This is a genomic window from Paenibacillus sp. FSL H3-0302, assembly GCF_037982245.1.
GTDB classification, from domain to species: Bacteria; Bacillota; Bacilli; order Paenibacillales; family Paenibacillaceae; genus Paenibacillus_AQ; species Paenibacillus_AQ odorifer.
Genome location: NZ_CP150284.1, coordinates 6,802,713 through 6,826,612, shown reverse-complemented (window position 1 = coordinate 6,826,612; position 23,900 = coordinate 6,802,713). Strand labels below are relative to the sequence as shown.

19 protein-coding genes and 1 riboswitch are annotated in these 23,900 nt (G+C 40.3%); of the genes, 8 read left to right on the top strand and 11 right to left on the bottom strand.

The window, feature by feature from the left end:
• The first annotated feature begins 1 nt into the window (after position 1).
• Together MHH50_RS30355 and MHH50_RS30350 are read left to right on the top strand one after the other, a co-directional pair.
• A complete protein-coding gene (locus MHH50_RS30355) occupies positions 2-661 on the top strand; it encodes a dihydrofolate reductase family protein (protein ID WP_076191531.1) in 660 nt (219 codons plus the stop codon).
• Positions 662-736: 75 nt separating this feature from the next.
• On the top strand, positions 737-2,101 hold the full coding sequence (locus tag MHH50_RS30350) for an MATE family efflux transporter (protein ID WP_076124257.1): 1,365 nt from the start codon (positions 737-739) through the stop codon (positions 2,099-2,101).
• A gap of 266 nt (positions 2,102-2,367) precedes the next feature.
• On the opposite strand, the gene MHH50_RS30345 is transcribed toward MHH50_RS30350, so the two are convergent.
• On the bottom strand, positions 2,368-2,940 hold the full coding sequence (locus tag MHH50_RS30345) for a DUF4352 domain-containing protein (protein ID WP_052097390.1): 573 nt from the start codon (positions 2,938-2,940) through the stop codon (positions 2,368-2,370).
• Positions 2,941-3,399: 459 nt separating this feature from the next.
• The gene (locus MHH50_RS30340; protein WP_340033817.1) at positions 3,400-4,830 is read right to left on the bottom strand and encodes a PLP-dependent aminotransferase family protein; all 1,431 of its coding nucleotides are present in this window, start codon (positions 4,828-4,830) and stop codon (positions 3,400-3,402) included.
• 153 nt (positions 4,831-4,983) lie between these two features.
• Between MHH50_RS30340 and MHH50_RS30335 the strand changes: the two genes are divergently transcribed.
• Positions 4,984-5,532 carry a pyridoxamine 5'-phosphate oxidase family protein gene (locus tag MHH50_RS30335; RefSeq protein WP_036682364.1) on the top strand — a complete coding sequence of 183 codons (549 nt, stop codon included), beginning with the start codon at positions 4,984-4,986 and terminating at the stop codon, positions 5,530-5,532.
• A gap of 153 nt (positions 5,533-5,685) precedes the next feature.
• On the opposite strand, the gene MHH50_RS30330 is transcribed toward MHH50_RS30335, so the two are convergent.
• The 3 genes from MHH50_RS30330 to MHH50_RS30320 all read right to left on the bottom strand — a co-directional run bounded on the left by MHH50_RS30330 (position 5,686) and on the right by MHH50_RS30320 (position 8,799).
• Positions 5,686-6,345 carry a hypothetical protein gene (locus MHH50_RS30330; RefSeq protein WP_340033816.1) on the bottom strand — a complete coding sequence of 220 codons (660 nt, stop codon included), beginning with the start codon at positions 6,343-6,345 and terminating at the stop codon, positions 5,686-5,688.
• Between the two features lie 135 nt (positions 6,346-6,480).
• A complete protein-coding gene (locus tag MHH50_RS30325; protein ID WP_076124249.1) occupies positions 6,481-7,056 on the bottom strand; it encodes a C39 family peptidase in 576 nt (191 codons plus the stop codon).
• Between the two features lie 267 nt (positions 7,057-7,323).
• On the bottom strand, positions 7,324-8,799 hold the full coding sequence (locus MHH50_RS30320) for a DHA2 family efflux MFS transporter permease subunit (protein WP_076124247.1): 1,476 nt from the start codon (positions 8,797-8,799) through the stop codon (positions 7,324-7,326).
• 166 nt (positions 8,800-8,965) lie between these two features.
• Here MHH50_RS30320 and MHH50_RS30315 point away from each other — a divergent pair, with 166 nt between their 5' ends.
• From MHH50_RS30315 to MHH50_RS30305, 3 genes are all read left to right on the top strand, one after another.
• Positions 8,966-9,520, top strand: coding sequence for a TetR-like C-terminal domain-containing protein (locus MHH50_RS30315; RefSeq protein ID WP_076124245.1), 555 nt, complete (start codon positions 8,966-8,968; stop codon positions 9,518-9,520).
• Between the two features lie 68 nt (positions 9,521-9,588).
• Entirely contained in the window at positions 9,589-10,296 is a 708-nt protein-coding gene (locus MHH50_RS30310; RefSeq protein ID WP_076282205.1) for a DNA alkylation repair protein, read from the top strand.
• A gap of 6 nt (positions 10,297-10,302) precedes the next feature.
• The gene (locus MHH50_RS30305) at positions 10,303-12,201 is read left to right on the top strand and encodes an ABC transporter substrate-binding protein (protein WP_076282204.1); all 1,899 of its coding nucleotides are present in this window, start codon (positions 10,303-10,305) and stop codon (positions 12,199-12,201) included.
• Between the two features lie 86 nt (positions 12,202-12,287).
• On the opposite strand, the gene MHH50_RS30300 is transcribed toward MHH50_RS30305, so the two are convergent.
• The 4 genes from MHH50_RS30300 to MHH50_RS30285 form a co-directional block, all read right to left on the bottom strand.
• Complete coding sequence (locus MHH50_RS30300) at positions 12,288-14,639, bottom strand: AraC family transcriptional regulator (RefSeq protein ID WP_076309952.1); 2,352 nt, start codon at positions 14,637-14,639, stop codon at positions 12,288-12,290.
• 78 nt (positions 14,640-14,717) lie between these two features.
• The gene (locus tag MHH50_RS30295) at positions 14,718-16,253 is read right to left on the bottom strand and encodes a DUF3502 domain-containing protein (RefSeq protein WP_076282202.1); all 1,536 of its coding nucleotides are present in this window, start codon (positions 16,251-16,253) and stop codon (positions 14,718-14,720) included.
• A 72-nt stretch (positions 16,254-16,325) separates the two neighbouring features.
• Positions 16,326-17,210, bottom strand: a complete 885-nt coding sequence (locus MHH50_RS30290) for a carbohydrate ABC transporter permease (RefSeq protein ID WP_076278228.1) — start codon at positions 17,208-17,210, stop codon at positions 16,326-16,328.
• A 12-nt stretch (positions 17,211-17,222) separates the two neighbouring features.
• Positions 17,223-18,134 carry an ABC transporter permease subunit gene (locus MHH50_RS30285; RefSeq protein ID WP_076218854.1) on the bottom strand — a complete coding sequence of 304 codons (912 nt, stop codon included), beginning with the start codon at positions 18,132-18,134 and terminating at the stop codon, positions 17,223-17,225.
• A 378-nt stretch (positions 18,135-18,512) separates the two neighbouring features.
• A riboswitch (glycine riboswitch) is annotated at positions 18,513-18,595 on the top strand.
• 147 nt (positions 18,596-18,742) lie between these two features.
• Here MHH50_RS30285 and MHH50_RS30280 point away from each other — a divergent pair.
• Positions 18,743-20,155 carry an amino acid permease gene (locus tag MHH50_RS30280; RefSeq protein ID WP_340033815.1) on the top strand — a complete coding sequence of 471 codons (1,413 nt, stop codon included), beginning with the start codon at positions 18,743-18,745 and terminating at the stop codon, positions 20,153-20,155.
• Between the two features lie 165 nt (positions 20,156-20,320).
• Here MHH50_RS30280 and MHH50_RS30275 read toward each other — a convergent pair whose 3' ends face one another.
• The gene (locus MHH50_RS30275) at positions 20,321-21,472 is read right to left on the bottom strand and encodes a metallophosphoesterase (RefSeq protein WP_076191544.1); all 1,152 of its coding nucleotides are present in this window, start codon (positions 21,470-21,472) and stop codon (positions 20,321-20,323) included.
• Positions 21,473-21,708: 236 nt separating this feature from the next.
• Between MHH50_RS30275 and MHH50_RS30270 the strand changes: the two genes are divergently transcribed.
• The gene (locus MHH50_RS30270) at positions 21,709-22,872 is read left to right on the top strand and encodes a HAMP domain-containing sensor histidine kinase (RefSeq protein WP_248548897.1); all 1,164 of its coding nucleotides are present in this window, start codon (positions 21,709-21,711) and stop codon (positions 22,870-22,872) included.
• A gap of 106 nt (positions 22,873-22,978) precedes the next feature.
• On the opposite strand, the gene MHH50_RS30265 is transcribed toward MHH50_RS30270, so the two are convergent.
• Entirely contained in the window at positions 22,979-23,884 is a 906-nt protein-coding gene (locus tag MHH50_RS30265) for a DUF5643 domain-containing protein (protein ID WP_076124237.1), read from the bottom strand.
• Positions 23,885-23,900: the final 16 nt, after the last annotated feature.

Below are 23,900 nucleotides of genomic sequence, written 5' to 3'. Positions count from 1 at the left end.
AATGAAAACAACGATATTCAGCCAAATTTCTATTGATGGAAAGCTCACTATGGGTGCTGGTAATTCGAGTAAAGAGCTTTTTTCTTTGTTTTCCAGTGAGGATATGGAATTTATTCATCTATTCCGGGGGAAGGTGCAGGGAATTATGGTCGGCAAAAATACAATTTTGACGGACAATCCCTTCCTTACTAATCGGTATGAGGAAAATAAAAATCCAATTCGTATCATTCCGACAACTACCTTGGATATTCCGCTAGATTGCAATGTACTCTCGGACCAAGGGAAGACGATTATTGTCACGACCGAGAAAGGACGGGATGAAGAAAAAATCAAACAGATCCGGCAAAGAGGGAAGGAGTGCCTTATCTGCGGCGAGGATAAAGTAGATTTTGTGGAGCTTGAACGTCAGTTGGAGGAGAACTATGGGATTACCAGTCTGCTGGTCGAAGGCGGCGGATTCTTAAACTGGCATATTTTCAATCAGGATATCGTCGATGAGATTATTCTAATGCAGCTTCCAATCATCATAGGCGGCTCCACAAACATTACTTTAGTGGATGGAGACGGTTATCAGCAATTGAACTTTGCGAAAAAGTTCAAGGTTGTAGAAATTCAACCAAAAGATAACTACACGCTCATGCGCTACAAAAAGGTGATCTAACCTCACACTAAGTCATAGACTGCGAATGGCAATGAGTTCTGGAAAAATCGAGAATATGGGGGTTGTGAACGATACATGTCAGAGAAAGAAGATTTCTACAAAAGTGTGTATAAAATCGCTGTGCCCGTTACGCTTCAAAGCTTGCTGATGGCGTTGCTTAATTTGACGGATCAATTGATGGTTGGGCAGCTGGGAGATGTGGCAATTGCCTCGGTGGGGATGTCGACCAAAATATACGGGATCATCGCGGTTGTCTTGGCCGGTTTATCGACGGGTGTATCCATATATGCAGCCCAGTTTTGGGGAAATAAAGATTCCAAAAGCGTCTCTCAAGTACTGGGTCTCGGACTGATCACCGGCTTTGCGTTCTCGTTCCTGTTCTCTGCGGCTGTCTTTATCGACTCGCCGCTCTTTCTGAGCCTATTCACTACAGACGTGAATGTAATAGATGAGGGTTATATCTTTCTCCAGATAATGTCGATCGGTTTTGTGCCTGTCATGCTCACGATGATGTATTCCGCGATTTTACGCAGTACTGGCCATGCCAAATGGCCGATGTATGTAAGTCTAATTGCAGTTGGCTTGAATATTATACTGAATTACGTACTTATTTACGGTCATTTCGGTGCTCCTGCGCTTGGTCTGAAGGGCGCTGCCATTGCTACTCTTATCTCTAGGGTCTTCGAATGCTTGTTGATCATTGGTGCCGTGTACCGGTATCGTTTACCGGGAGCTGTCGGGTTAAAGAACTTATTCAGCGTTCCTAAACCGCTCATTCGCAAGTTTTTTGGAACGACCTATCCGCTGCTACTGACTGAATTGATTTGGGTATTGGGTGAAACGGCATATGCGGTCATTTATAGCCGTATGGGGACGATGGAAATGACTGCAATGACCATTACCTTCCCACTTCAGGGTCTTTGCATTGGTTTATTATCGGGTCTGGCTAGTGCAGCAGGGGTAATGGTTGGCAACCGTTTGGGTGCGAATGAATCTGATATCGCACTCGATCATGCGAAAAGGTTCATTCGCCTAGGCATCATTATCTCTCTGATTGTCGGGGTTATCATTGCGGCAGGCTCGAAGCTGTATGTCTCTGCGTTCAATATCTCCGAGGATGCTAAGCAAATGAGCATGTATATCGTTATCGTGTTTGCTGGATTTCTTTGGGTCAAAGTATCCAATATGATTATAGCCGGCGGTATTCTAAACAGCGGAGGAGACAGCAAGTTCGTATTCGGCATGGAGTCTACCGCAACGTGGCTGATAGGTGTCCCATCCGGGCTGTTGCTGTCATACATTTGGAAGCAACCTGTCTACCTTGTGTATCTCGTAATCTCGCTGGAGGAGGTTGTCCGCTTTGGCTTCGGCTACGCCCGGATTTACTCCCGTAAGTGGATGAGAAATTTAGTTAGTGATCTGGCTGAAAAAGCTATGTAACATACGACCTGATTGAATCGGTGTGGAGTATTACCCCCCTAAATTGGATATCTCTTCACTTAACAATGCAAAAGGTACTGCCTCAAGGTAGTGCCTTTTGCATTGATTTAAATATTCAGTTGTTAACTGCCAAGTATCTTAACCACTACGTTTTAAAGCACCAGTTACTTCGTTGACGGTTATTTTGATCATAAAGTAGAATTTTACGTCGAAAAAAGTAACAAAAAACCACCAACTTACATTGGTGGTTTACGATCCATATAGTATTATTTCAATTCAATCTGTCCTTGTTCGGTTCCCCAGAACCCAGTTTGGACATTCAAAAGAAAGCCAGTCATATCTTCTGGGATTTCAAATACTACATTGCCTGTTTGAGCCAATCCAGGATTGATTCCTTCATATAAAAAATAGTCTCCGGAAGTAGTAATCAACGTTGACGGGTTATACGTAACTTCATCTTTTAGGAGTTGAAAGTATGATGAGTCTGTGGTAATCATTTTTTTACCAGCATTTTTAACAGTTACATTTACTACTAGGAAAATACTTCCGTCAGCACTAGGTGAGTAGGATAAGTAATTTCCATCTTTAATTTCCTTGGTAGTAGTTACCTTGTTAACTTTAAAAACAACATCGCCAACTTGTAATTCCTCTCCTTTTTTTGCTAGTTTTTTCGCATCTTCTTTTGAGGTGCCCTTTGTTTCTACAGAGTTTGCGGTGGTATTAGATTTGCTAGTTGTGTCGTTTGAACTATCCTTATCTTTAGCAAATATACCAATAACAATGATTAGTACAATTAAAGCGATGAATCCCAGACACCCGATTTTAAAAATCTTTTTCAAATAAAACCCTCCCAATTAGGTAATTTGAACCATTATGTGTACTATAAATATATCGGAAATTCCAGAAAATTCTTTATAAGGATTATGCTTTTTTTGAAAAAAATTGTTTATAAGGAAAGTTGAGTAAACCGATATGCCTTTGAGTAGTTTCTTGGTAAGTTTTTAATAGTATTAGAGTGCAGTGTTTGAATATTTCTCGGGAGCCGTAGATGAGAGAAAAATAAGCCGCACTCCATGAAAAGAGCGGCCTATTTCTTTTTACATTTACTTAGGTTGCTTACGTCTTCTGAGATAGGCCCAGATCACAAATACCGCTGCTAGAGCAATAATGGCGCTAATGGTGATAGACCTTGTTAGGTGATTATTATCGTCCGGGTAATACACGGAAGCAAGGGTTTCATAGATCTAAAATAGTCTATGGACTGTTCAACAAATTTTGTGAGTGCTGCGGAGATGATTTTATAGGATCAGCTCCGCAAGACGATGAATGCCCTGCTCAATCGCTGCCTCATTTACTTTTGCAAACCCCAATACCCATCCTTTTCTTTTGCTATCCAAACAATAGGGTCCAAGAGGGTACACACGTATTCCATGTTGTAGGGCTAACTTTGTCACAGCTTCTTCGTCGAATGTTTCCTCAGCTTCTAATAACATATGTAATCCAGTTTCTACTCCACTGAGCGTGAAGCGCTCCCCTAAACCGGTAGCCATAATAGCTTTTGCCATGACCTCGTGTCTTCGCCGGTATACGTTTCTGACTCTTCGCATATGGCGCATAAAATGACCATTTTTAATGAAGTGGGTTAGTGTTAGCTGATCCATAATCGGAAGATGACGGTAAGTCAGCTCCTGCACCTTCGCTAGTTGAGCAATTGCCTCGACTGATCCAACAATAGCCGAAATACGAATGCCTGGTGCAATCATTTTAGAGAAACTCATGAGATACAAAGTATTATTAGATGCCTGACTAAACAGCGTTGGCAGCGGCTCCCCGCGATATCGAAATTCACTATCATAATCGTCTTCAATGATCCAAAATCGTTCTTGAACGGCCTTATGCAGCAGTTGTTGCCGGCGGGGCTCCGACATAACGACCCCTACTGCGCACTGGTGGGAAGGGGTGGCAAAGACCAGTTTGGATTGCGGGTGAATATGCTCAACCACTAGACCATACTCATCAACAGGAACGGGTACCACATTCATACGGCGGTATTTCATTGCCATCCAAGCAGCTGGGAAACCTGGATCTTCTACTGAGACAGTGTCCTCATCAGCTAAAAGTGACTGTGCGATTAAGTCAATACTATGCTGAGCTCCTGAGGTCAACAGAATCTGATTGGTTTGGACATGTATGCCCCGTTCAAGTGATAAATAACGCTGTATTTGCTCACGTAATGGTGTGTACCCGTAGCAGTTACCGTAAGCCCAGCTTGATAAATCCATTTCAGCGGATGCCTGGAGCAGCGATTGCCGCCAGTTTTTTTGGAATTGTTCGTCCAAATAGGGTTCATGGGGACTGAAATCAATATCCACTTCTAGCGGCTCTTTACCTCTGAACCAGTCATGTAATTGATCAACAGCTGAGTCTAGCAAGGAGAGTGAAGGAGGTGTGGGGCCCTCTGTTTCTATTTCCTTCGTTGATATAGCGACTTGCTTCCATGTACTAACTCGCGTCCCTCCCCGGCGGGAGGTAACTGTATAACCCCGACTTAACAATTCCTCATAGACGATCTGTATAGTTGAGCGGGAGACACCTACGATGTGCGCAAGTTCGCGGGTAGGAATCAGTAGTTCTCCTGGTGCCCAGACTCCGCTAGTAATATTATGGATCGCTTGATCAAGCAATTGCTGCCAGATCGGTCTCTTATCATTACGAATTACTTTCATCATCGTACATACCTCCAAATAGAAACTCCAATCATAAAAAGCTGATTATGGATTGCTCTAAACAGCGAATTATGGATATTTTAATGCAATCCATTCATTGATATACTACCGTAACAACGCTGGTATCCGCAATTTAAATAAAAGGAGAGATTCGATATGAATTCGGTTCGTTACAAGACCAGGGAATGCCTAGATCAAGAGAAGATTGAAAGGTTCCTTCACCAAACGAGATTAGGTTATCTGGGGTTGGTTGATGGGAACCTCCCTTATGTTGTGCCACTTAATTATGTATGGACTGAAGGGAAACTGTATATTCATGGGGCTGGAGATGGAAGACGTAATCAGGTCATGCGTGATAATCCGGAGGTATGTTTTACGGTATGTGAGGAATACGGAACTATTACAGATCCGGTACCAGCCAAAACGGATACAGCTTATATGAGCGTAATGATTTTTGGACAAGCAGAACCGATTTCAGATTTGGATGAAGCCACACACGTACTTCAGGAATTGATCAATAAATACGTACCGGGTTATTATAATCGCCCCTTGTCCAAGCAGCATGTGGAAAAGTATAGATCGGCTGTATTTGGCGGTCCGGTTCAAGTTTATCGGGTAATTCCGTATCATATCACGGCAAAAGAAAGTCCTATTGAAGCAGAAAAAATGTATAAAAGGGGCATGGGTACTGGACGAGATGTTTAGCCGCAAGATACCATTACAAATGGTGTTATGCTAACGAGGTCTTTGGCAGCCTTTATGTCCTAATCATATGGGGAGAGGGAGGCTTTTTAGAGGTACTATCTATCAAAGTAGGCCGCAATCCAATGAAGGAGGGCGGCCTACTTATTTTTACATTTATTTAGGTTGTTTACGTCTTCTGAGATAGGCCCAGAACACAAATACCGCTACTAGAGCAATAATGGCGCTAATGGTGATAGACCTTGTTAGATGATTATTATCGTCCGCATAATATGCGGAAGCAATGGTTCCCGACCCATCCTGCTCGTCATCGGAAGAATCGTTCTGCATCGTTTGTAACACATCAAATAAATGCCCGGGTGCTTGAGGCTCCGAAATATTGCTTAGTCCTTTTGTTTCTGCTGATGAGGCTTGTTGTGGGGCGATGATTAGTTCCTGATTGTCTTTCTTGAAGGCAGCTATATATTCGTCCCGCTCACGGATAAGTGTAGGCTCACTCACTTCACCCTCAGCTTCTAGTGAATGAATAGCATAGGCCAAAGTATTAGGATTTCCTCCAAACTCAGTAACTTGATAGGACCCGTTTGAATCCTTTTGAATGATCATTTTAGATTTGGGTATTCCGCCCGATAAAATAAGAAACTCCCAGTTGTCTTGGGGTGTGACCGTTTCAATCAGACTATTGGAAGCCGCCCTAAGCTTAGCGCCATCAATAAAATGAATCTGCATTCCTTGACCTACGGTAATTTCACTAATCTCTGCTTCATTGTTGTAACCATACCCTTCAGGATCTTTAGATAGCCCTTCTTTAATCAATGTTAATCCTTCTGTATTTGCAAAAGAAACAACATCTTCAGTTACGGTCTGAGCCCATACAGGTGAGAAAAAAGTCAGAAATAAAACGAATGAAGTTACAGTTAACAGCAGCGTTTTCTTAATGGGAAGCCCTCCTTAAATATATTTGTTGAAGCCATGAAGTCCCCATCTCCAGGTTCTATCGTAGCTGGAGCCACCTTTAACGTTGGTGTATAACATGGAGGTTTTTGTGCCCCCACTCGGGTTCATGTGTTGAATCCAATCATTTCCACTATATGTGTCGTACCCATAGATAACTACTGCGTGCCCGCCACCGGTAGCACTATTCCATTTCCAGCTTACATATATAGGACTGCCAACATTATCAATCTGGTTTTTTACATCGCTGTAAGATAGTGCTCCTGTATGATTCCAACTGGAGACACCATAATCATGAATGCCTTCTTGAACAGTTCCATAAGATTCACTCTCGTCTGTTGTACAGCCGGAGGTTCCCTTCACATGATCATAAAAAGAACATTGGCTTACAGAGATTCCGTAATATTGAAGTATGGTAACGCTAGTCGCAGCCCAGCACCAATTATTCTTAGCTTGTGTAGCTGTAGGGTAGCCAATTAAATTAGTCGCATATGCTTGGGAAACAAAAGAAAAAAGAAAGACTGAAACAAAGGTTCCAACAAGCATCAATCTCTTTTTTAAAGATAATTTCATGAATGGAATCAGATCCTTATTATGGATTAATATTCCTTTTAATAACACTATTAAAATACCGTATATTAACTTATGTGTAAAGTTTACATATTTTTTCGTTTTTATAATACAGTCTACACATTTGATATGGAGAGGGGGATACTGATATGGATAAGGAAATATTGATGCTCGTAGGAATACGTGCTCCAATGATCCAAAGCAAGCCATTCATAACAAAAGCCACTCCGCTAAGGAATGGCTTTTCTTCATTTACTCTGCAATTACTAGTTACAACTGAGGTTCTTCCTTGCTAACTAGGTTTGCTTTCTTTTCAATCATGAGCTTGTTTTTCGTGGGCATAAATAAGGTTATAACAAATGCGGCAATGGATAAAATCATCATGAAGTAGTAGGCGTCACTTGCCCCAAGAATTGATGTAAGGGATTTAAGAATGTCAGGAGTAGTGGAGGGATTGTTCAGCATCACTGTAGTTGCATGACTTGTTGCCTGCACTGTATAAATTGTAATTACGACAGCAGTACCAATGGCCCCGGCAATTTGGCGAACGGTATTGTTCACAGCTGTACCATGAGTGCCAAGTTGTTTGGGCAACGCATTTAGTCCGGCTGTATTGAGTGGCATAGTAATGAAGCTTAATCCAATTCGCAGGCCAATGGTACGAATCATTAGATACGTATACGTAGTTGATTCAGATAAATCTGTTACCGCCCACATAGATGGAATAATAAACAATAGACCAATGATGAACAGCGGCTTCGCACCGAAACGGTCGTATAGTTTACCGGTTACGGGTGACATGAACGCATTTACGAGTGCGCCCGGCAACAATAGTAGTCCTGCATCAAATGCTGTAAACCCGCGGCCATTCTGCAGATAAATAGGCAATAAGATCATATCTGCGTACATCATCATCGTGATTAATACGTTAATAAGAGACGTCATCGTAAACACTTTATTTTTGAAGACCGACAGGTTTAGCAGCGGATCATCCGATTTGATTTGTCGAAGACAGAATACGGCTGTTACCACAACCCCAATCCCTAAGGTCAGGATCACGATTACATCATCCCAGCCTTTACTGCCTGCACTACTGAAGCCGTATAAAATTAAGCCAAATCCGACGGTTGATAAAAGAACACTTATGACATCAAGCTTCGACTTAGACGTCTCAGATACATTCACTAAATACTTGAGTGCCAACGCTATAACAATGAGGACAAGTGGAATAAGCCCGATAAATAACCAGCGCCAAGAGTGGTATTCGACAACAAATCCCGCCAGCGTTGGCCCAATAGCAGGAGCGAATATCATCGCCAGTCCAAGCAGTCCCATAGCGCTGCCACGTTTTTCAACGGGGAAGATCGCCAGCACAACACTCATCATGAGCGGCATTATAATGCCAGCACCGGCAGCTTGGATCATTCGTCCGATTAAGAGTAGACTAAAGCTCGGCGCTGCTGCACAAATTATAGAACCGATTAATAAAAATGACATGGCACTTATAAATAATTGCCGTGTTGTAAAACGTTTCATTAAATAGGCCGTAATCGGAATCAAAATCCCGTTGATCAGCATAAATCCTGTTGAAATCCATTGTACGGTTGTTGCCGTGACATCAAATACATCCATCAGACTACTTAAGGCGACATTTAAAAGCGTCTGATTGAGTGTGGATAAGAAACAACCAAAGATTAAGATGGTTAGTAAGATCCCTTTATTTATTTTCTTAATGTCTTCTTGCATGTTGCAGTCCTCTCTTCATTGCTTTTTCGACATAGTGTCAATAAAATAAATCATATCAGGATTTAAATAGTATTCCTATTTGCAATTTTATTGAAAATGTCGACTAATCGACAGAATAGGCAAATTAGTTGATGAAAGGCCATTTAAACGATAATAGAGGGATGAAATGACTGAACATAAAAGAGTTGACCCACGAGCTATTCGCTCAAAAAAGATGCTTAAGAACGCCGTTTTTTCATTATTGGCCGACAATGTGGAGATTTCGCAATTGACCGTCCAAAAAATCGCCAACCGCGCGGAACTAAATCGTGCAACGTTTTATTTGCATTATGAGGATATTAACGATTTATTGCGCCAGATCGTACATGAAATCTTCGATGACCTGTCCATGAAGGTTGAACCGCTATTACAAATGAAGAGCAACAACGAACAGGAGCAGCTGGTCACCTTTTTAAATTATTTTTTTGAATACCGGAAAGTTTTTGCTGTATTGATTGAGCATAAAGGCTTCAAAAAACACTTGACCAACCTGTTAAAAAGTACTGTCGAAAAACGAAGAAACGCGAGGAACATTGACCTTACTAAGGAGGTAGTCTCCGTTGATATTATTGCAGCCTCACTACTGGGGATTATTATGTGGTGGATTAAGGATGGCAACCAATATAGCGCTGAATACATAGCGGGGCAAATTACCTTGATGTATAAAAGAAGGTATTTATAAGAGCTTTTATGATATATTCAAGTAAAGTTTGAGTCCCTAGCCAATAATCTAAAAAGGAAGTGCGAACAATGGATTTAGAAACGGTCATGCAAGAGCTTGAAGCTCTCGGCAAGGAACGCACCAAGAAAATATATCTATCCAATGGCGCGCACGAACCGCTTTTTGGTGTGGCCACAGGCCAGATGAAGCCCATCTTCAGAAAAATAAAACATAATCAACCCTTGGCCGAGCAGCTTTATGCTACGGGAAATTACGACGCTATGTATTTTGCCGGGGTGATCGCGGAGCCTAAAGCAATGACCGAGTCGGATTTTGAGCGGTGGATTGCTGGCGCTTATTTCTATATGCTATCGGACTTTGTGGTGGCAGTAACGTTGGCGGAGACGGATATTGCGCAAGAGGTTTCTGATAAATGGATTGCCAGTGAGATAGAGCTGAAAATGTCGGCGGGCTGGAACTGTTACTGCTGGCTGCTCGGAAATCGCCCGGACAGTGAATTTTCCGCAGAAAAATTGGCCGCTATGTTGGAGCTTGCTAAAAATACGATTCATGATGCTCCTGAGCGAACGAAATACGCAATGAACAATTTCATCTACACTGTGGGCGTATCCTATCTGCCGCTTCATGATAAAGCGGTTGAGATTGCAAAGGACGTTGGCCCGGTGGAAGTCCATACCGGTAGTGCAAAAAGCAAGATTTTGAATGCTTCAATTAATATTCAAAAGGCAGTTGATAAATCGCAGCTCGGCTTCAAACGAAAACATGTAAGGTGTTAGTCAATCATGGACATCAATGACCTTATTGCTGTATGGAATCACGCGAATTGCAAAGTAGTTGATATTCGTCGGATGACCCTTAGACCTGGCGAATCTATACCTTCCTATTACGTCCCCTCAAGGCTGTTTCTTATGTCGATTCACGGTAATGCTACAGTTAACCTGGGAAGCCAAGTTCACCGTTTACAGCGCTTTACAGTGCTTCATGTAGGCAAAGGAACTGTGCTCAACATTGACGCAGGCAGCGAGGGGCTGGATTACTATAGCATTTATTATAAAGTGAGTATGCATCCCTCACTACCCTTAGAGATTGCTACGCTATACGAGGGCGCTAAATCCTTTGATCATTCGTACAGCATGACGCCTGACAATTCGGTAGCGCTGTATCGCATAGTGAGCGAGATGTTTAAGGAGTGGGAGAAGCCGCAGCCGCTTGCGCGGTTGCATGTTCGCACTTTACTCCATCAGTTTGTGTATGAGCTATTTCATCAAATGTCGGTGCAAGGGGTTAATACGACTAAGCGTGATCTGGCCGCCCGGATTGCCGACATTATCCATGAACATTATACGGATAACATTACGCTGGAATCATTATCGGAAAGCCTGAACTATAGCGTAACCCATTTATCTTCCTACTTCAAAATCCGTACTGGACTTAGCCCGATTGATTACTTAATTAAGGTGCGCATCGAAAAAGCGGTGGCACTTCTGCTGGAAACAGATGCTACGCTGAAGGAAATTGCAGTGGGCGTCGGTTATCAAGACCCTAGTTATTTGGGCAGGCTGTTCAAAAAGTATAAGGGTGTTTCCCCGATTAGCTATAGAGAATTGCATTCCAGAAAGAACAAACTAGAAGATAGTCCTGCCACAAACATAGAATCCTCCATTGTTGCCCTTGAATCATTTGACTATACTGATTATATTGATAACGATTATCAGTATCATTTTGATCAAGAGGGAGATTCATTCATGTTTAAACATTCAAGGCCTACGCTGGCATCGGTATTGCTGTTAAGCTTCATTTTGGTACTGAGCGCATGTGGTACAAACGGTGCTACGGAGAATGCTGCCTCACAGCAGCCGAAGACCAAAATCGTTAAAACGGTTAACGGTGAGGTGGAGATCCCCCTTCATCCCAAAAGAATTGTTGCAGGTGAATATCTCGGCAGCTTAATTGCGCTTGGCATTACACCTATCGGAACCTCCGAACATCATATTAAAAATCCATATTTTCAGGAGTATTTGAAAGACGTTGAGAATATAGGGGACGGAAATGGAAATGTAGAGAAAATTCTGTCGCTTAATCCCGATTTGATTATTATGGATGATTTCTATCCTGAGCTAAATGAGCAGATGTCAAAAATCGCACCTACGGTCGTTATTCCATACGCTTCCTTAAAAACGGTACATGAGGAAGTGGGTTATTTCGGTGAGCTGCTTAGTGAAGAAGATAAGGCCAAAACCTGGCTTGCAGACTATGACAGCCGTATGGCCAATGCCAAGGAGAGCGTATTGAAGGTTGTGCCTGCAGATAGCACATTTTCCATTATTGAATGGTCTGAAAACAGCTTGATGGCCGTCGGAACAGACTTCGGCAAAGGTGGACAACCAATCTATAATGGATTGGGATTTAAGCCTCCTGCGGATATCGCCGCCGAAATGGCCGATCCGGGCTGGGCTTCATTCTCTGCTGAGGTCTTACCAAAGTATGCCGGTGACTATATTATTCTTACCTCCGACTCGAAAAAGCTGGATGAACTTAAAGCCGACCCGATCTGGGGCGCACTGCCAGCAGTCAAAAATGATCACGTATTTCTTTGGACAAGCGATCGCTCCGGCTACTGGGACCCAATAGCTATTCTGAGTCAGACAGAAGAGTTGGCGGCTTGGCTGACAAGCCACTAATACAACGTGTATTCCAAACCTAAAAGGCCCCCTTCGGGTGCCTTTTTAGGTTTTTTTGGAGATGGTTCGCCGCCATGTTCTATGTGTCATTCTCCAGCTGATTCTGCAGTAACATCAAGATAATTGATCCTGTATTGCGACGGTGACAGCCCATATTTCTTCTTAAAGGCAGCAGCAAAATAAGAACTACTATTAAAGCCAACTTCGCTGGCAATGTCGTTAATATTGAAATCTTTCTTCTCCACCAGTAGAGCTGCGGCTCTTTGCAGTCTTAATTGATTTATATAATCTGGAAAGGTCTTCTGCGTATAGCTGTTGAACAGTTTGCTAAAGTACGAGGAGCTCATATTGTATTTTTCAGCAAGGGCATCAATGGATAGCGTATTATCGTTAATATGCTCATGGATATACTCGATCGCCTTCATAATGTTGTTTTGCACCGTTAATGAACGGGAAGTTTTTAACTCTAAACAAGCACTGTCGAGCATTGTTTTTAGCAGGGTACTAAGCTCATCAATATTATTGCAGCTTTGCAGCTTCACATAGACATCCAGATAGATGCTACGGTATTCCTTATTTTCTACTATGGAGTTATGCGCTAGCATAGCAGCATCAGCAAGCAAATTGGCTAAATAACTTAAACCTGCTTCATATTCAATATTTTTCACAAGCTCAAGTAAAGCTTCTATATTTTCAAGAGGGATCGTTTGCAATTGGTTGCTTTTAATTAGCTCCAAAATCTTCTGTGTCAACTCATTCGCTTGCCCTTTGGATAGACTACTTGGTGTAAAGGTGTCAAAGATAAAGTACGACTGCTTGTAGCAAAACAATTTATTTCTTATCAAATGTTGGACTTGTTCATAGGAATCCGGTAATTGCTGCAAGTTATATGCTATTTGTGAAATGCCTATAGTGATATGAACTTTATAGTTCTCGGCAAGCTTATGAATCATTTGTTCAGCGTATTGCGCCACAACTTGCAGATCGTTTAGTAAAATACCCGACCGTCCTTCGCTGACAATTAGAATGAACTGATTGCTGCTTATCGGATAGGCTTTATAATCTATTTCCCGGCTCCATATTTGTTGCCCGACATTTTGCAAAAGAAGTAAGAGATTATAATCGAGATCTAGAGCAGAAGGTGCAGTAACTTCTACACTGATAACGCGATAATGTCCTTGATCTCCTAGCTTTTCTTGCAGGCTTTTCAGTTCTCGCGGCAGTTGCGGGTCTGCATTTTGTTGACTATAGTTACGCTTTTGAAGAAAATCTATAAATTCATTGCTGCTGTGCCGTGATTCCAAGGCACTCATTTTAGAAAGCGCTTTCGAGATTGTCAGTGATGCTGTTTGTATCTCATCATAATGATTTCCATGTTCTTGCTCCTCTTCATCATCCTGCTCCGAGTTTCTGAAGGCTGTGTAAATATTGAGCAGCATATGATTAACTGGTTTGTAAACTTTATTAGTGAACACATAACTTAATAATAGCGCAATGAAAATAATGAAGATGGAGAAGATAATAATCGCATTTCTAGCCTTAAGTAATTGTTCAATACTGCTTTGATAGTCCATGACGGAAACGATACTGTATCCTTCATGCCCATTATTTACATAGGAAATTACTATATCTTCATCTTTACCCTTATTTTTCGATGAATAGCTGTTATAGCCATCTGTGGCATGCGCTATTTCATTTAGTGTAGTTGGTGCTATGGGATAATTATTGTTTTGTTCAGTTATAATTTGGCTTGTTTGATTATCTACGATTAATATACTGTCAGACTGATCTTCATAGCTGGAAAGAATGCTCTTACGTAATGTTTCCGTATTGGAGACTATGATAATACCACTTTGACTAGTGCCGTATAAGGCTGTGCGCGAGGTTTGAAAAAATACGAGTCGCTGGCTGCCATCTGCTAATGTAATCGGAATAGGATAACGATCCGTCTTAGATTGCAGTACTTGCTTTAAAATATTTTGTTTTTCATTTCGATTAAGATAGTAGTCATCCAGTTCATAAATGATGTCATCCTGATTAAAAAAGAAAATGGAGTTGACGGATTCGTTCGCATTCAAAATCGGGTGTAAGTTATTGCTTATCTCTATCGCGTCCAATACGCTGGTGTTTTCATAGTCATAAATGTAAGAAATAGATTTGGGCATTTTATTAATAAGCTCTGTCAGGCGACGGTATTGATCTAGTTTGCTGTTGTATACGGTACTGATATTTTCCAGCTTATTTCGCAACATGTCATTAATTTGATTTTTCATATAAACATTAAAATATTGGAAGGCCGCAACATTGATAATAATTACAGTAATAATAGAAATGGATAAAAAGTTCATATAGACTTTGAACTTAAAGCTTTTGCGCCATCTATTGGCATATTTACTTACAAATTGTTTGCCTGGATTCAACAGCTTCAATAGCTTCATTCCCTCCTTATATGAAATTATGAAGGAATAGCCTAATTGTGAGTTGATGAATCAGGCTATTCCGATAGTCATATAAGCTTAATTAGTTGCTTTTTTGCTGGAAATGAACTCACTAAATTGTTTTTGATATTCAGCAATAAATTTTTCTAAACCGGCATCACGCAGCTTTTTCAAGGCAGTGTCAATATTGGAGTCATAGTCTTTAAAACCTTGTGATATGGGTTGTATATATTCTTGTTCTACGGCTTGCATTTGAGCGTATTCCGTTTTTACGGGCTCCATGTTGAAGGAGAAGCCAATATCTTTTTGTAGTATCGAGCCTTCGTTCCAATTTTGATACGTACTGATTTGTTCTTCAGTAATATAATCTCTAAATCTTGTAAAATGAATGTTATCAGGCAACCAAGTGTCGAACAATGTATCTTGATTAATAAACTCAATCTGTCCATCAGCAGTTAGGTTATAATCTTTGCCTTCAACGCCATACAGAATAAAGTCTGTCCATTCTTGACTGCTTTGCAGTAAGTTAATTAACTTCACGTAACCCTCGAGTTCAGCACCCTTTACATTAGCCCCAACTGCAAACGCTGTAGAATATGTGCCGCGTGACATTAGTGGTTTTTTCGCAGGATCACCTAAATAGTAGTTTTTGAACACCGCATTAGGGTTAGCTTTGCGTATGGCATCCATATACTCAAATACGCGATAGCTTGCACCCATGCCGAATAATGCTTTGCCTGCAAAAAACGATGAATCTGCTTGTGCAGGATTTGACAAGGCGTAGCTTGGGATAAGACCTTCTTTATTCCATCTGCGGGCGATATCCGCCATTTGTTTGTATTCGTCCGATTCATAAAAGCTGTAGACAGTCGGATCTTCCGGCTTGTTGCCATCGGTCATAATAAAGCTATACGGCTGATAAATATTAATGTTTGAATTAATCGAGCCATTGAAGATATTCAAGCTCCAGCCGCGTCCTGAGCCAATCATATCAGGATATTTTTGCTTTGCCAATTTGTAAAATTGCTCAACATCCTCAACGGTTTTCAAATCGGTCATACCGACTTCTTGCAGCAGATCCTCTCGTGCAATAATCACATAATTTTCTCCAGCATTTGGTTTATTGCCGAAAGGTAATGCATATTGCTTTCCGTTGACCTTCCAGATGTCAAACGCTTCATCGCCGCCCGTATTCTTTTTTAAATCGCCAGCATATTTTTCAGCAGCTTCAGTCAAATCAGCATAATAGCCCTTGGCAACGGATTTTGCCATAAATGCAGTATCGGTATATGTGGCGAATTTTTCGCCGGATGATAGCATTAGCTCGGTTTTACCAGTTGCATACTCGGTCCACGGTAAATATTGAATACTTACATCGACGTTAATCGCTTGCAGAACCTTGTCATGAAACTCATTTTTCGCAAAATCAGCCATACGTTTTGACTGCTCCCCGTAAAGCACTAACGTTGCTTTGGTCGGCTGATCGCCACTGCCATTATTGCTATTGTTGCTACCAGCTTCGTCCCCTTGCGACTTGCCGCCGCATCCGCTTAAAAGTCCCGCCAGCAGTAAAGATGCAAGCAGTAAGGTGAACCCTTTTCTCGATTTGCCCATAAGAACACTCTCCCAAATTTATATTTAGCCTACTAAAATTCAAATAGGCCTAACTACTATTGTTTTTTCTTATTATCCTTTTACAGCGCCAACAGTAACGCCCTTAACAAAGTACTTTTGTACAAAGGGATACAGCAAGATAATCGGACCAATCGCAATACAGGTAATTGCCATCTTAATCGTTTGCGAGGGCAGAATAACATGGCCTGCCATGGTGCCACTTGGATTGGCTGCAAGGTATTGAATATTGGCCATCATTTTGTACAAGATGTATTGCATCGTATATAGCTCGGGATTATTATTGAGCATTAATGGTAAATAGAAGTCATTCCAATATTGCAGTGCATAAAATAATGAGATCGTAACAAGCCCCGGTTTGGCTAACGGCAGCATCATTTGCATAAAAATCCGCCCATGACCAGCGCCGTCAATTTGTGCACTTTCCAGCAATTCATGTGGGATGGACTTGAAGAAATTACGTAGCAGATACATATTGAATACATTTATTGAATAAGGCAAAATCAATGCTGCCAACGAATCCTTCAGGCCGAAAAATTGTGTGGTCACTAAATACCACGGCAACATACCGCTGTTAAACAGCAGAGTAAAGTAAGCGAAGAACGCCAGTTTATTACGGTGCTTAAAATCTTTTACGGAAATGACGTAGGCAAAGCATGCTGTTATCGACACCGATAGTAGTGTGCCAAATATTGTCGTAAACAATGTTATCTTGTAGGCTTTTAAGATCATAAAATCAAGATTGGAAAATACATAACGGTAAGTATCCAATGAGAAATGACGTGGAATAATCGAAAAACCTTGCATAGTGATCGCCATTTCATCAGACAGTGAACCGGAAATCGCTAAAACAATCGGGAACAAGCAGAATAGTGCAAATATTGCTGAGCAGACATAAAAGGCTATATTAGTTAACTTATCAGCATTTGATCGTTTCAAATAGACACCCCCTTAAAATAATGTGGAATCTTTGTCGTACCAGCTTGTAATCTTGTTAGCGATAATAACAAGGAAGAAGCCAAAAACAGATTGATATAACGAAATCGCCGACGCAAACGCCATCTCACCATTTCTTACGCCGCTGCGATAAACAAATACATCGATCAGATCCGTGAAGGGTAACAAAATCGGGTTCATATTCGTCAAGCCGATAATCATATTTAGGTTACCGCGCAGCATATTGCCGACCGATAATAGAAACAAAATAATGATGGTCGGTTTAAGCATAGGAATTGTAATTTTAAAAATTTGCTGAAGTTTACTGGCGCCATCTACCTCGGCGGCTTCATACATGGAGGAATCAAAGCCAGTCAACACACCAAAATAAATAATGGAGTTATAACCTGTACTTTGCCAAATCACCACAATGACCAGAATCGGAATCCAAATCCACGGCGTAGCATAAAAATCATAAGTTGAACCGGTGATGCTTTTAATAATCTGATTTAGAAAGCCTGTTTCATTATTCAAAATTGCATTTAGAATGGAGCCAATAACCATCCAAGACATAAAAAACGGAAAAAACATAATGCTTTGATTAACTTTGACGAATCGGCGACTAGAAATTTCATTGAGCATAATAGCAATCGCTACCGCGAAGATGGTGCCAAATACAAAAAATAAAATATTGAACATTATCGTATTAAATGTCGCCCGCATTGCAGTATCAAAATTGTTAAAGAAAAATTGAAAGTTTTTAAAGATGGGATCTGCCCATGGGCTGTTAAAAATACCTCCGTCAAAGCGATATTCCTTAAACACTAAAATCGACCCTGCCATTGGCAAGTAGGAAAAGGCCAACAGCGCTAATATGCCGGGCAGTGCCATCATATAAAGAAGCCCGTCTTTTTTGAGTGCGCTCATAAACCTATTGCTTGTTTTTTGTCTCAAATAAATTCCCCCTCACTTAGTTGCCATGCATAACAAGCTGCCTGTACTCCTCTAATAAAACGCTTTCAAAAGCTAAATGAAATACGTACTCCAAATAGTAATCTTTTGGGTCTTAAAGTAAATCGCAATTAGAGGAGAAGCTTTTAAAAACGAGCATTTTACCCTCGTTTAGGCTATTAATTTCTCGCATTTTTATTAAAAATCCGTATTATGTGTTTAAATCCAGCGGTAATTAATGTTATTGACAAAATATTTGACAATGATTAGTATTGAAAAATATTAAAAATGAAGTTAGCGGCATAACAATTAAATAATTCGCAAGCTATGATTGCTATGGATCACACTATAGCAGGAGCAGCTTCTGGAGAGACCGTGGGGGATTCCCCCGGCGCCGAAGGGTTCACAATCTCAGGCAAAAGGACAGAAGAGTACTAGATAATTCATTTGTTATTCTGATCATCGTCAGAGTAAAGGAATGTATTTTATTTATTATTCTTAGACCTAAGAGATTGGAGCGTATCCAATCTCTTTTTTGTTATCATTTTTACTTGTACATTTTTTCACATAAGGGGGAGTTTGAAATGGCAGCACAAGAATTAAAGAGAGATTTAGAGAATCGGCATGTTCAGCTCATTGCGATTGGTGGAACCATCGGTACCGGATTATTTTTAGGATCAGGTAAAGCTATACAGCTGGCAGGACCATCCATCATTTTTGCTTATTTAATCGTGGGTATCGCTATTTTTTTTGTGATGAGGGCATTAGGAGAACTTCTGTTGTCTAAAGCAGGTTATCAATCTTTTACAGACATTGCCGAAGACTATCTTGGACCGCGGGCGGCGTTTGTAACTGGATGGACCTATTGGTTTTGTTGGATCATGACGGCTATGGCCGATATTATAGCTGTTGGGGTCTATGTACAATATTGGTTTGATATCCCGCAATGGATACCCGCAGTCATTTGTTTGATTATTTTATTAGGGCTCAATTTATTAACGGTAAAAAGCTTTGGCGAATTGGAATTTTGGTTTGCTTTAATTAAGGTAATCACTATTCTCGCATTGATTGCTATCGGGGTAGTCTTACTGGTGATTGGATTCAAAACAACTACCGGAACGGTTGCGCTCAGTAATATTTGGGCACATGGGGGAGTATTTCCAAACGGGATTTCAGGGTTCCTGCTTTCATTTCAAATGGTTGTGTTTGCTTTTGTGGGTGTGGAATTGGTAGGCGTATCGGCAGCAGAGACCTCCAATCCAGAAAAAACTATCCCATCGGCGATTAATAAAATACCTTTACGAATTCTATTTTTCTACGTGGGTGCTATTATTGCCTTATTATGCATCAGCGCTTGGACAGAACTAAACCCGGCAGAAAGTCCTTTTGTTAAAACATTTAGTTTAGTGGGGATTCCGATTGCCGCGGGGGTTATTAACTTCGTTGTATTAACTTCAGCTGCGTCCGCTTGTAATAGCGGGATGTTCTCAACAAGCCGGATTCTATACAATCTAAGCAGAAATGACCAGGCTCCAGCCAACTTTGCAAAGCTTAATAAAAATCATGTACCAAGTAATGCTTTATTCATATCCACGCTTGTCTTATCTGTAGGCGCTTTGTTGAGTAAGCTGATTCCGGAGACGGCTTTTGGCATCGTGACAACAATTAGTGCCATTTGTTTCATCTGGGTTTGGGGCGTCGTTCTAATTTGCCATTTGCGATATAAAAAGACGAAGCCGGAATTGCAGGCCAAATCAAAATTCAAAGCACCGTTTACACCCTTTGTGAATTATGTTGTTCTAGCTTTGTTTGCAATCATACTCATAATTATGCTATTTGCTGATGAAACTCGTCCGGCCTTATTGTTGACGCCTTTATGGTTTATATTATTATTTGTTTTGTATTCGATAAATAGAAGAAAGAGGGAAAGAATAACGCCTGATCCAAGAGCACGTCTCGAAGGTATTCGGACTAACACGGAGATCCGGCATGATTAGTCGATGAGGGTGCTTGCTGATATTACAGTTGGATAGGCAGACATAGAAATCCACCACCGCATACGGTGGTGGATTTTCTCATTAATGTGGTCGATGCTCTTTTTCGAACTTGTGTATGCTATCGGGATATTCTTCCATGTTTTTTAATCAGTCTAAAATTATCGTCTATTTAAAATCAACTTTGATTTGTGCTATCTCACTATTCGTGCCAATTCGTAATGGCGGTCCCCAAGTCCCTGCACCAGATGTAACGATGACGTGAGGGCTGTTAGGATTCTTCTGATAGTGGCCATAATCTACTGTAAACATAGCATTGGTGATCAGATTTGCAGGGAATACTTGTCCTTGATGCGTATGTCCGCTAAGTATCAAATCAACGTCATCTGCGTATTCAATCCTATTGGTTGGTTGATGATCCATTACGATAACGGGCATATTTGTATCAATGTCACTCATCACTTCTGAAGTAATTGCTCGAGGGTTCCCTTGATTACCAATCGGTGATGAATCCCTTCTGCCAACAACAACGAATTGATTATCAATAACGACATGCTCATCATTTAGAAGTTTGATATTACTCTTATCTATAAAGTTCACGATCTCATCGTATGAGCGTCCTGCATCATGGTTACCTAAACAAGCATAAACTCCATAGGTTGACTGAATAGTACTTAATAACTCTATTCCTTTGGAAGGGTTAGAGAGCGCATAGTAGTTACCATTAAATATATCTCCTGTCATCAACACTATATCCGGCTGTAGTCCATTAATACGATCAACAACGTCTTCAATAAACTTTACATCATTTACGTAGCCTAAATGTAAGTCGCTGATCAGGACGATATTTAACTGATCTAATGAAGTGTTTTTATGTATTTGGAGCGGATAGGTGACTTCTTTTAAATGATTTGCATTATAAATCCCATAGGACACCAATCCTATGACTAGAATTAATACTATGGACCTTGTATGAAAAATAACACGTGCTGGTATAGGAGAAGGGAGGACCTTGATCCATTTACTAATTAGTAAGATTACATCTGAAAGGATCAAAAGCAAGAACAAATAGAAGTAGATACCCATCCAATAGTCCCCGAATTGACCAATAAAATTAACAATATTTGAATTGGTCGTCATAGCTGAAGAAGACAATAGTAAATTAATAATGATTGATAACGCACATAAGCTGTAGATGACTCCATATATGATCCCGTTTATATGTGAAAATATATGTTGTAACCATTTAAAAATCTTTCTCGCAATGTAATAGTTAGTTGCCGCGTACATAGCGAATATAAATAAAAATGCAAATACCATAGGGTACACCATCCTAATGCTTTAGATATCAGAACTAAAGTGAATACATTAATTATAGCAATAATTACTAGTTTCAGAAATTAAATGGGGTATTGAGTTTACTGGTTTTTTCAGTTATTGTTTATTACTATTTCAGCTGATATAATTCTTATTTCGACAATCAATTTAAAAGTGGTGAATTCATGAGAGAGTTCTACAGTCGGGTGAATCGAAAAACCTATTACATATTAATGTTAATGATCATCGTTCTTATGATGTCTGGATTAATACTATCTACTCTAGAGTTAGATGGAATTGATTTTGGTTATATCATTCATTTTTTATGTGTGGCGTTTCTAACGGTTTGTTTATGGATTTACCCTAAGCATGAGACACATACTTTTAGAAAGATTATCATTCTATTTGGATTTGCGTATTTTTATACGCTATTCTTTTTATATCCTCAAACTTGGACTACCTATATCCTCATTTGTCTTATTCCTGCACTCTCTATTCTATTTTTTGATTTAAAATTGTTTTATTTTTCCTTCATTATAAATGGAATACTGATGGTAATTACATTTGGCTATATCCTCTTGATTGATAGAGGGGATCTATATACATATTTACATTATGATATTCTAGGGAATTTCATTAATATAATAGCGGTTCAAGTGTTATTATTTTTCATTTTTCAAATATCATTTAAACGGATGAAAAAACAGCAGCTTTATTATGAACAATTACAGCAATCTGAGCGTTTAAAGATGGTTGGACAATTAACAGCTGCCGTTGCGCATGAAATTAGAAATCCAGTGACAGTGGTTAGAGGTTTTTTGCAGTTTTTTGATGAGGATCCTTCATTTGATGATCCTATGAAAAGAAAATTTAAATTAATGATTGATGAATTGAACACAGTAGAACAGATTATTTCGCAATTTCTAACCCTTTCAAAGCCAAATGGAGAACAAAAACTAGAAAAAGTAGATGTGAAGGATGTTATTGAAAGTGTCACAGGATTGCTCCATTCCTACGCAATGTTATCTGATAATCAAATTGTTACCTATGTAGAAGAAGACTGCATGATCTCTATTAATAAAATTGAATTTAAGCAGCTGCTTATTAATATAATAAAAAATGCTTTAGAGGCTTCGGATGTTGGTAAATCTGTCTCTATTATGGCGAATAGGAACAATAATTTTATTGAGATAACAATCATTGATGAAGGAAGCGGGATGTCGGAAGCTGAGGTTAAGTCGCTAGGGACTCCTTTTTATTCATTAAAAAGTAATGGAACAGGTCTAGGATTAATGATTTGCTTTAATATCGTAGAAAAGTACGGCGGCGAAATTTATTATAGTAGTTCTGTAGGTAAGGGGACAACAGCTACTATCCGCTTTTTAGCTATAAATGACCAGTAAAACGGGACATTCTTTCCGTTGAAAGAAGGGGATTACCTCAAGCCTTCGGCCGGAGAGGTAATCCCCTTTTCCTAGATAAATATGTTTATGTTTGCTACGCTAACGATTATTTTAGAGGGATTTTGATCTCCAATTGCTTGTTGTAATTTTTAACTACATTGCCTTTGGCATCTACTTTATAAGCCCCGGTGTTGCCTTTTTCAAATACGGCTTGATACGGTCTGATAATCAGATATTCTGCCGCTGAGCTAGGTGCTTCGAACAATAAATCTTCAGAAACCGTATTTTGAGTTGCTGCAACAGAATCCCTTGCAATAAATTCTAATTCATTTCCCAGATTATCATAAATGTCATATCCTAAAGCCTGTGCTTGGGTGGCAACCCCTTTAACCGCTAAAGCGATACGCACAGAAGTCTCTCCTGCAGCAACACGGGTGGTTTTGATTTCAAATTGGTTGTCTTTCTTTATAGCAGGCAGCTGAATGTTACGCACTAATCCTGCTTGCTTGAGAGAAAATTTAAGTACATACGGTTCATCGATTCCGTTAAGCTTCACATGGATACTCAATTCAGAGGAAGCCAGGTTTGCCTTTTGTTGCTCAGTTAACCATCCGGTCTGCAATACAACAACCGCCTTGTTGGCATCACCGTCACTGATCCAGCGTGGTGTTTTTAAATCAATGCCTCCTGGTTGAGTGAGCTTAGCGTCTATTCCCACAATAGTACCTTCTGCAAGATAGGGCTCACCTTTATCATTTAAAGTTACTCCTGCGAGCATTCCTGAAAATAGCGATCCCTCACGGCTCAGGTCGATCTTAATATAGTTACCATCAAACTGCGCACTGCCCTTTAAAGTAAGCTGATCGTGTGAATCGGCCACTTTTGTTGTATTCAGGGAAGCTTCAACAGCGGGTTGGGCACTGGATGCTTGAGTTAAAGCTGGCATTCCCAACGCTCCTAGGCATACAGCAGCACTTAAAATTACAGACATCTTCTTAGTCATTTTTTTCATGATATTATCAAGCTCC

Bases quoted from the DNA above. Each gene is read 5' to 3' on its own strand.
- MHH50_RS30320 (WP_076124247.1), bottom strand. From the start codon at position 8,799: ATGCAAGAAGACATTAAGAAAATAAATAAAGGGATCTTACTAACCATC.
- MHH50_RS30340 (WP_340033817.1), bottom strand. From the start codon at position 4,830: ATGATGAAAGTAATTCGTAATGATAAGAGACCGATCTGGCAGCAATTG.
- MHH50_RS30265 (WP_076124237.1), bottom strand. From the start codon at position 23,884: ATGAAAAAAATGACTAAGAAGATGTCTGTAATTTTAAGTGCTGCTGTA.
- MHH50_RS30335 (WP_036682364.1), top strand. From the start codon at position 4,984: ATGAATTCGGTTCGTTACAAGACCAGGGAATGCCTAGATCAAGAGAAG.
- MHH50_RS30315 (WP_076124245.1), top strand. From the start codon at position 8,966: ATGACTGAACATAAAAGAGTTGACCCACGAGCTATTCGCTCAAAAAAG.
- MHH50_RS30280 (WP_340033815.1), top strand. From the start codon at position 18,743: ATGGCAGCACAAGAATTAAAGAGAGATTTAGAGAATCGGCATGTTCAG.
- MHH50_RS30270 (WP_248548897.1), top strand. From the start codon at position 21,709: ATGATCATCGTTCTTATGATGTCTGGATTAATACTATCTACTCTAGAG.
- MHH50_RS30305 (WP_076282204.1), top strand. From the start codon at position 10,303: ATGGACATCAATGACCTTATTGCTGTATGGAATCACGCGAATTGCAAA.
- MHH50_RS30300 (WP_076309952.1), bottom strand. From the start codon at position 14,639: ATGAAGCTATTGAAGCTGTTGAATCCAGGCAAACAATTTGTAAGTAAA.
- MHH50_RS30355 (WP_076191531.1), top strand. From the start codon at position 2: ATGAAAACAACGATATTCAGCCAAATTTCTATTGATGGAAAGCTCACT.
- MHH50_RS30275 (WP_076191544.1), bottom strand. From the start codon at position 21,472: ATGGTATTTGCATTTTTATTTATATTCGCTATGTACGCGGCAACTAAC.
- MHH50_RS30285 (WP_076218854.1), bottom strand. From the start codon at position 18,134: ATGAGCGCACTCAAAAAAGACGGGCTTCTTTATATGATGGCACTGCCC.
- MHH50_RS30295 (WP_076282202.1), bottom strand. From the start codon at position 16,253: ATGGGCAAATCGAGAAAAGGGTTCACCTTACTGCTTGCATCTTTACTG.
- MHH50_RS30350 (WP_076124257.1), top strand. From the start codon at position 737: ATGTCAGAGAAAGAAGATTTCTACAAAAGTGTGTATAAAATCGCTGTG.
- MHH50_RS30325 (WP_076124249.1), bottom strand. From the start codon at position 7,056: ATGAAATTATCTTTAAAAAAGAGATTGATGCTTGTTGGAACCTTTGTT.
- MHH50_RS30310 (WP_076282205.1), top strand. From the start codon at position 9,589: ATGGATTTAGAAACGGTCATGCAAGAGCTTGAAGCTCTCGGCAAGGAA.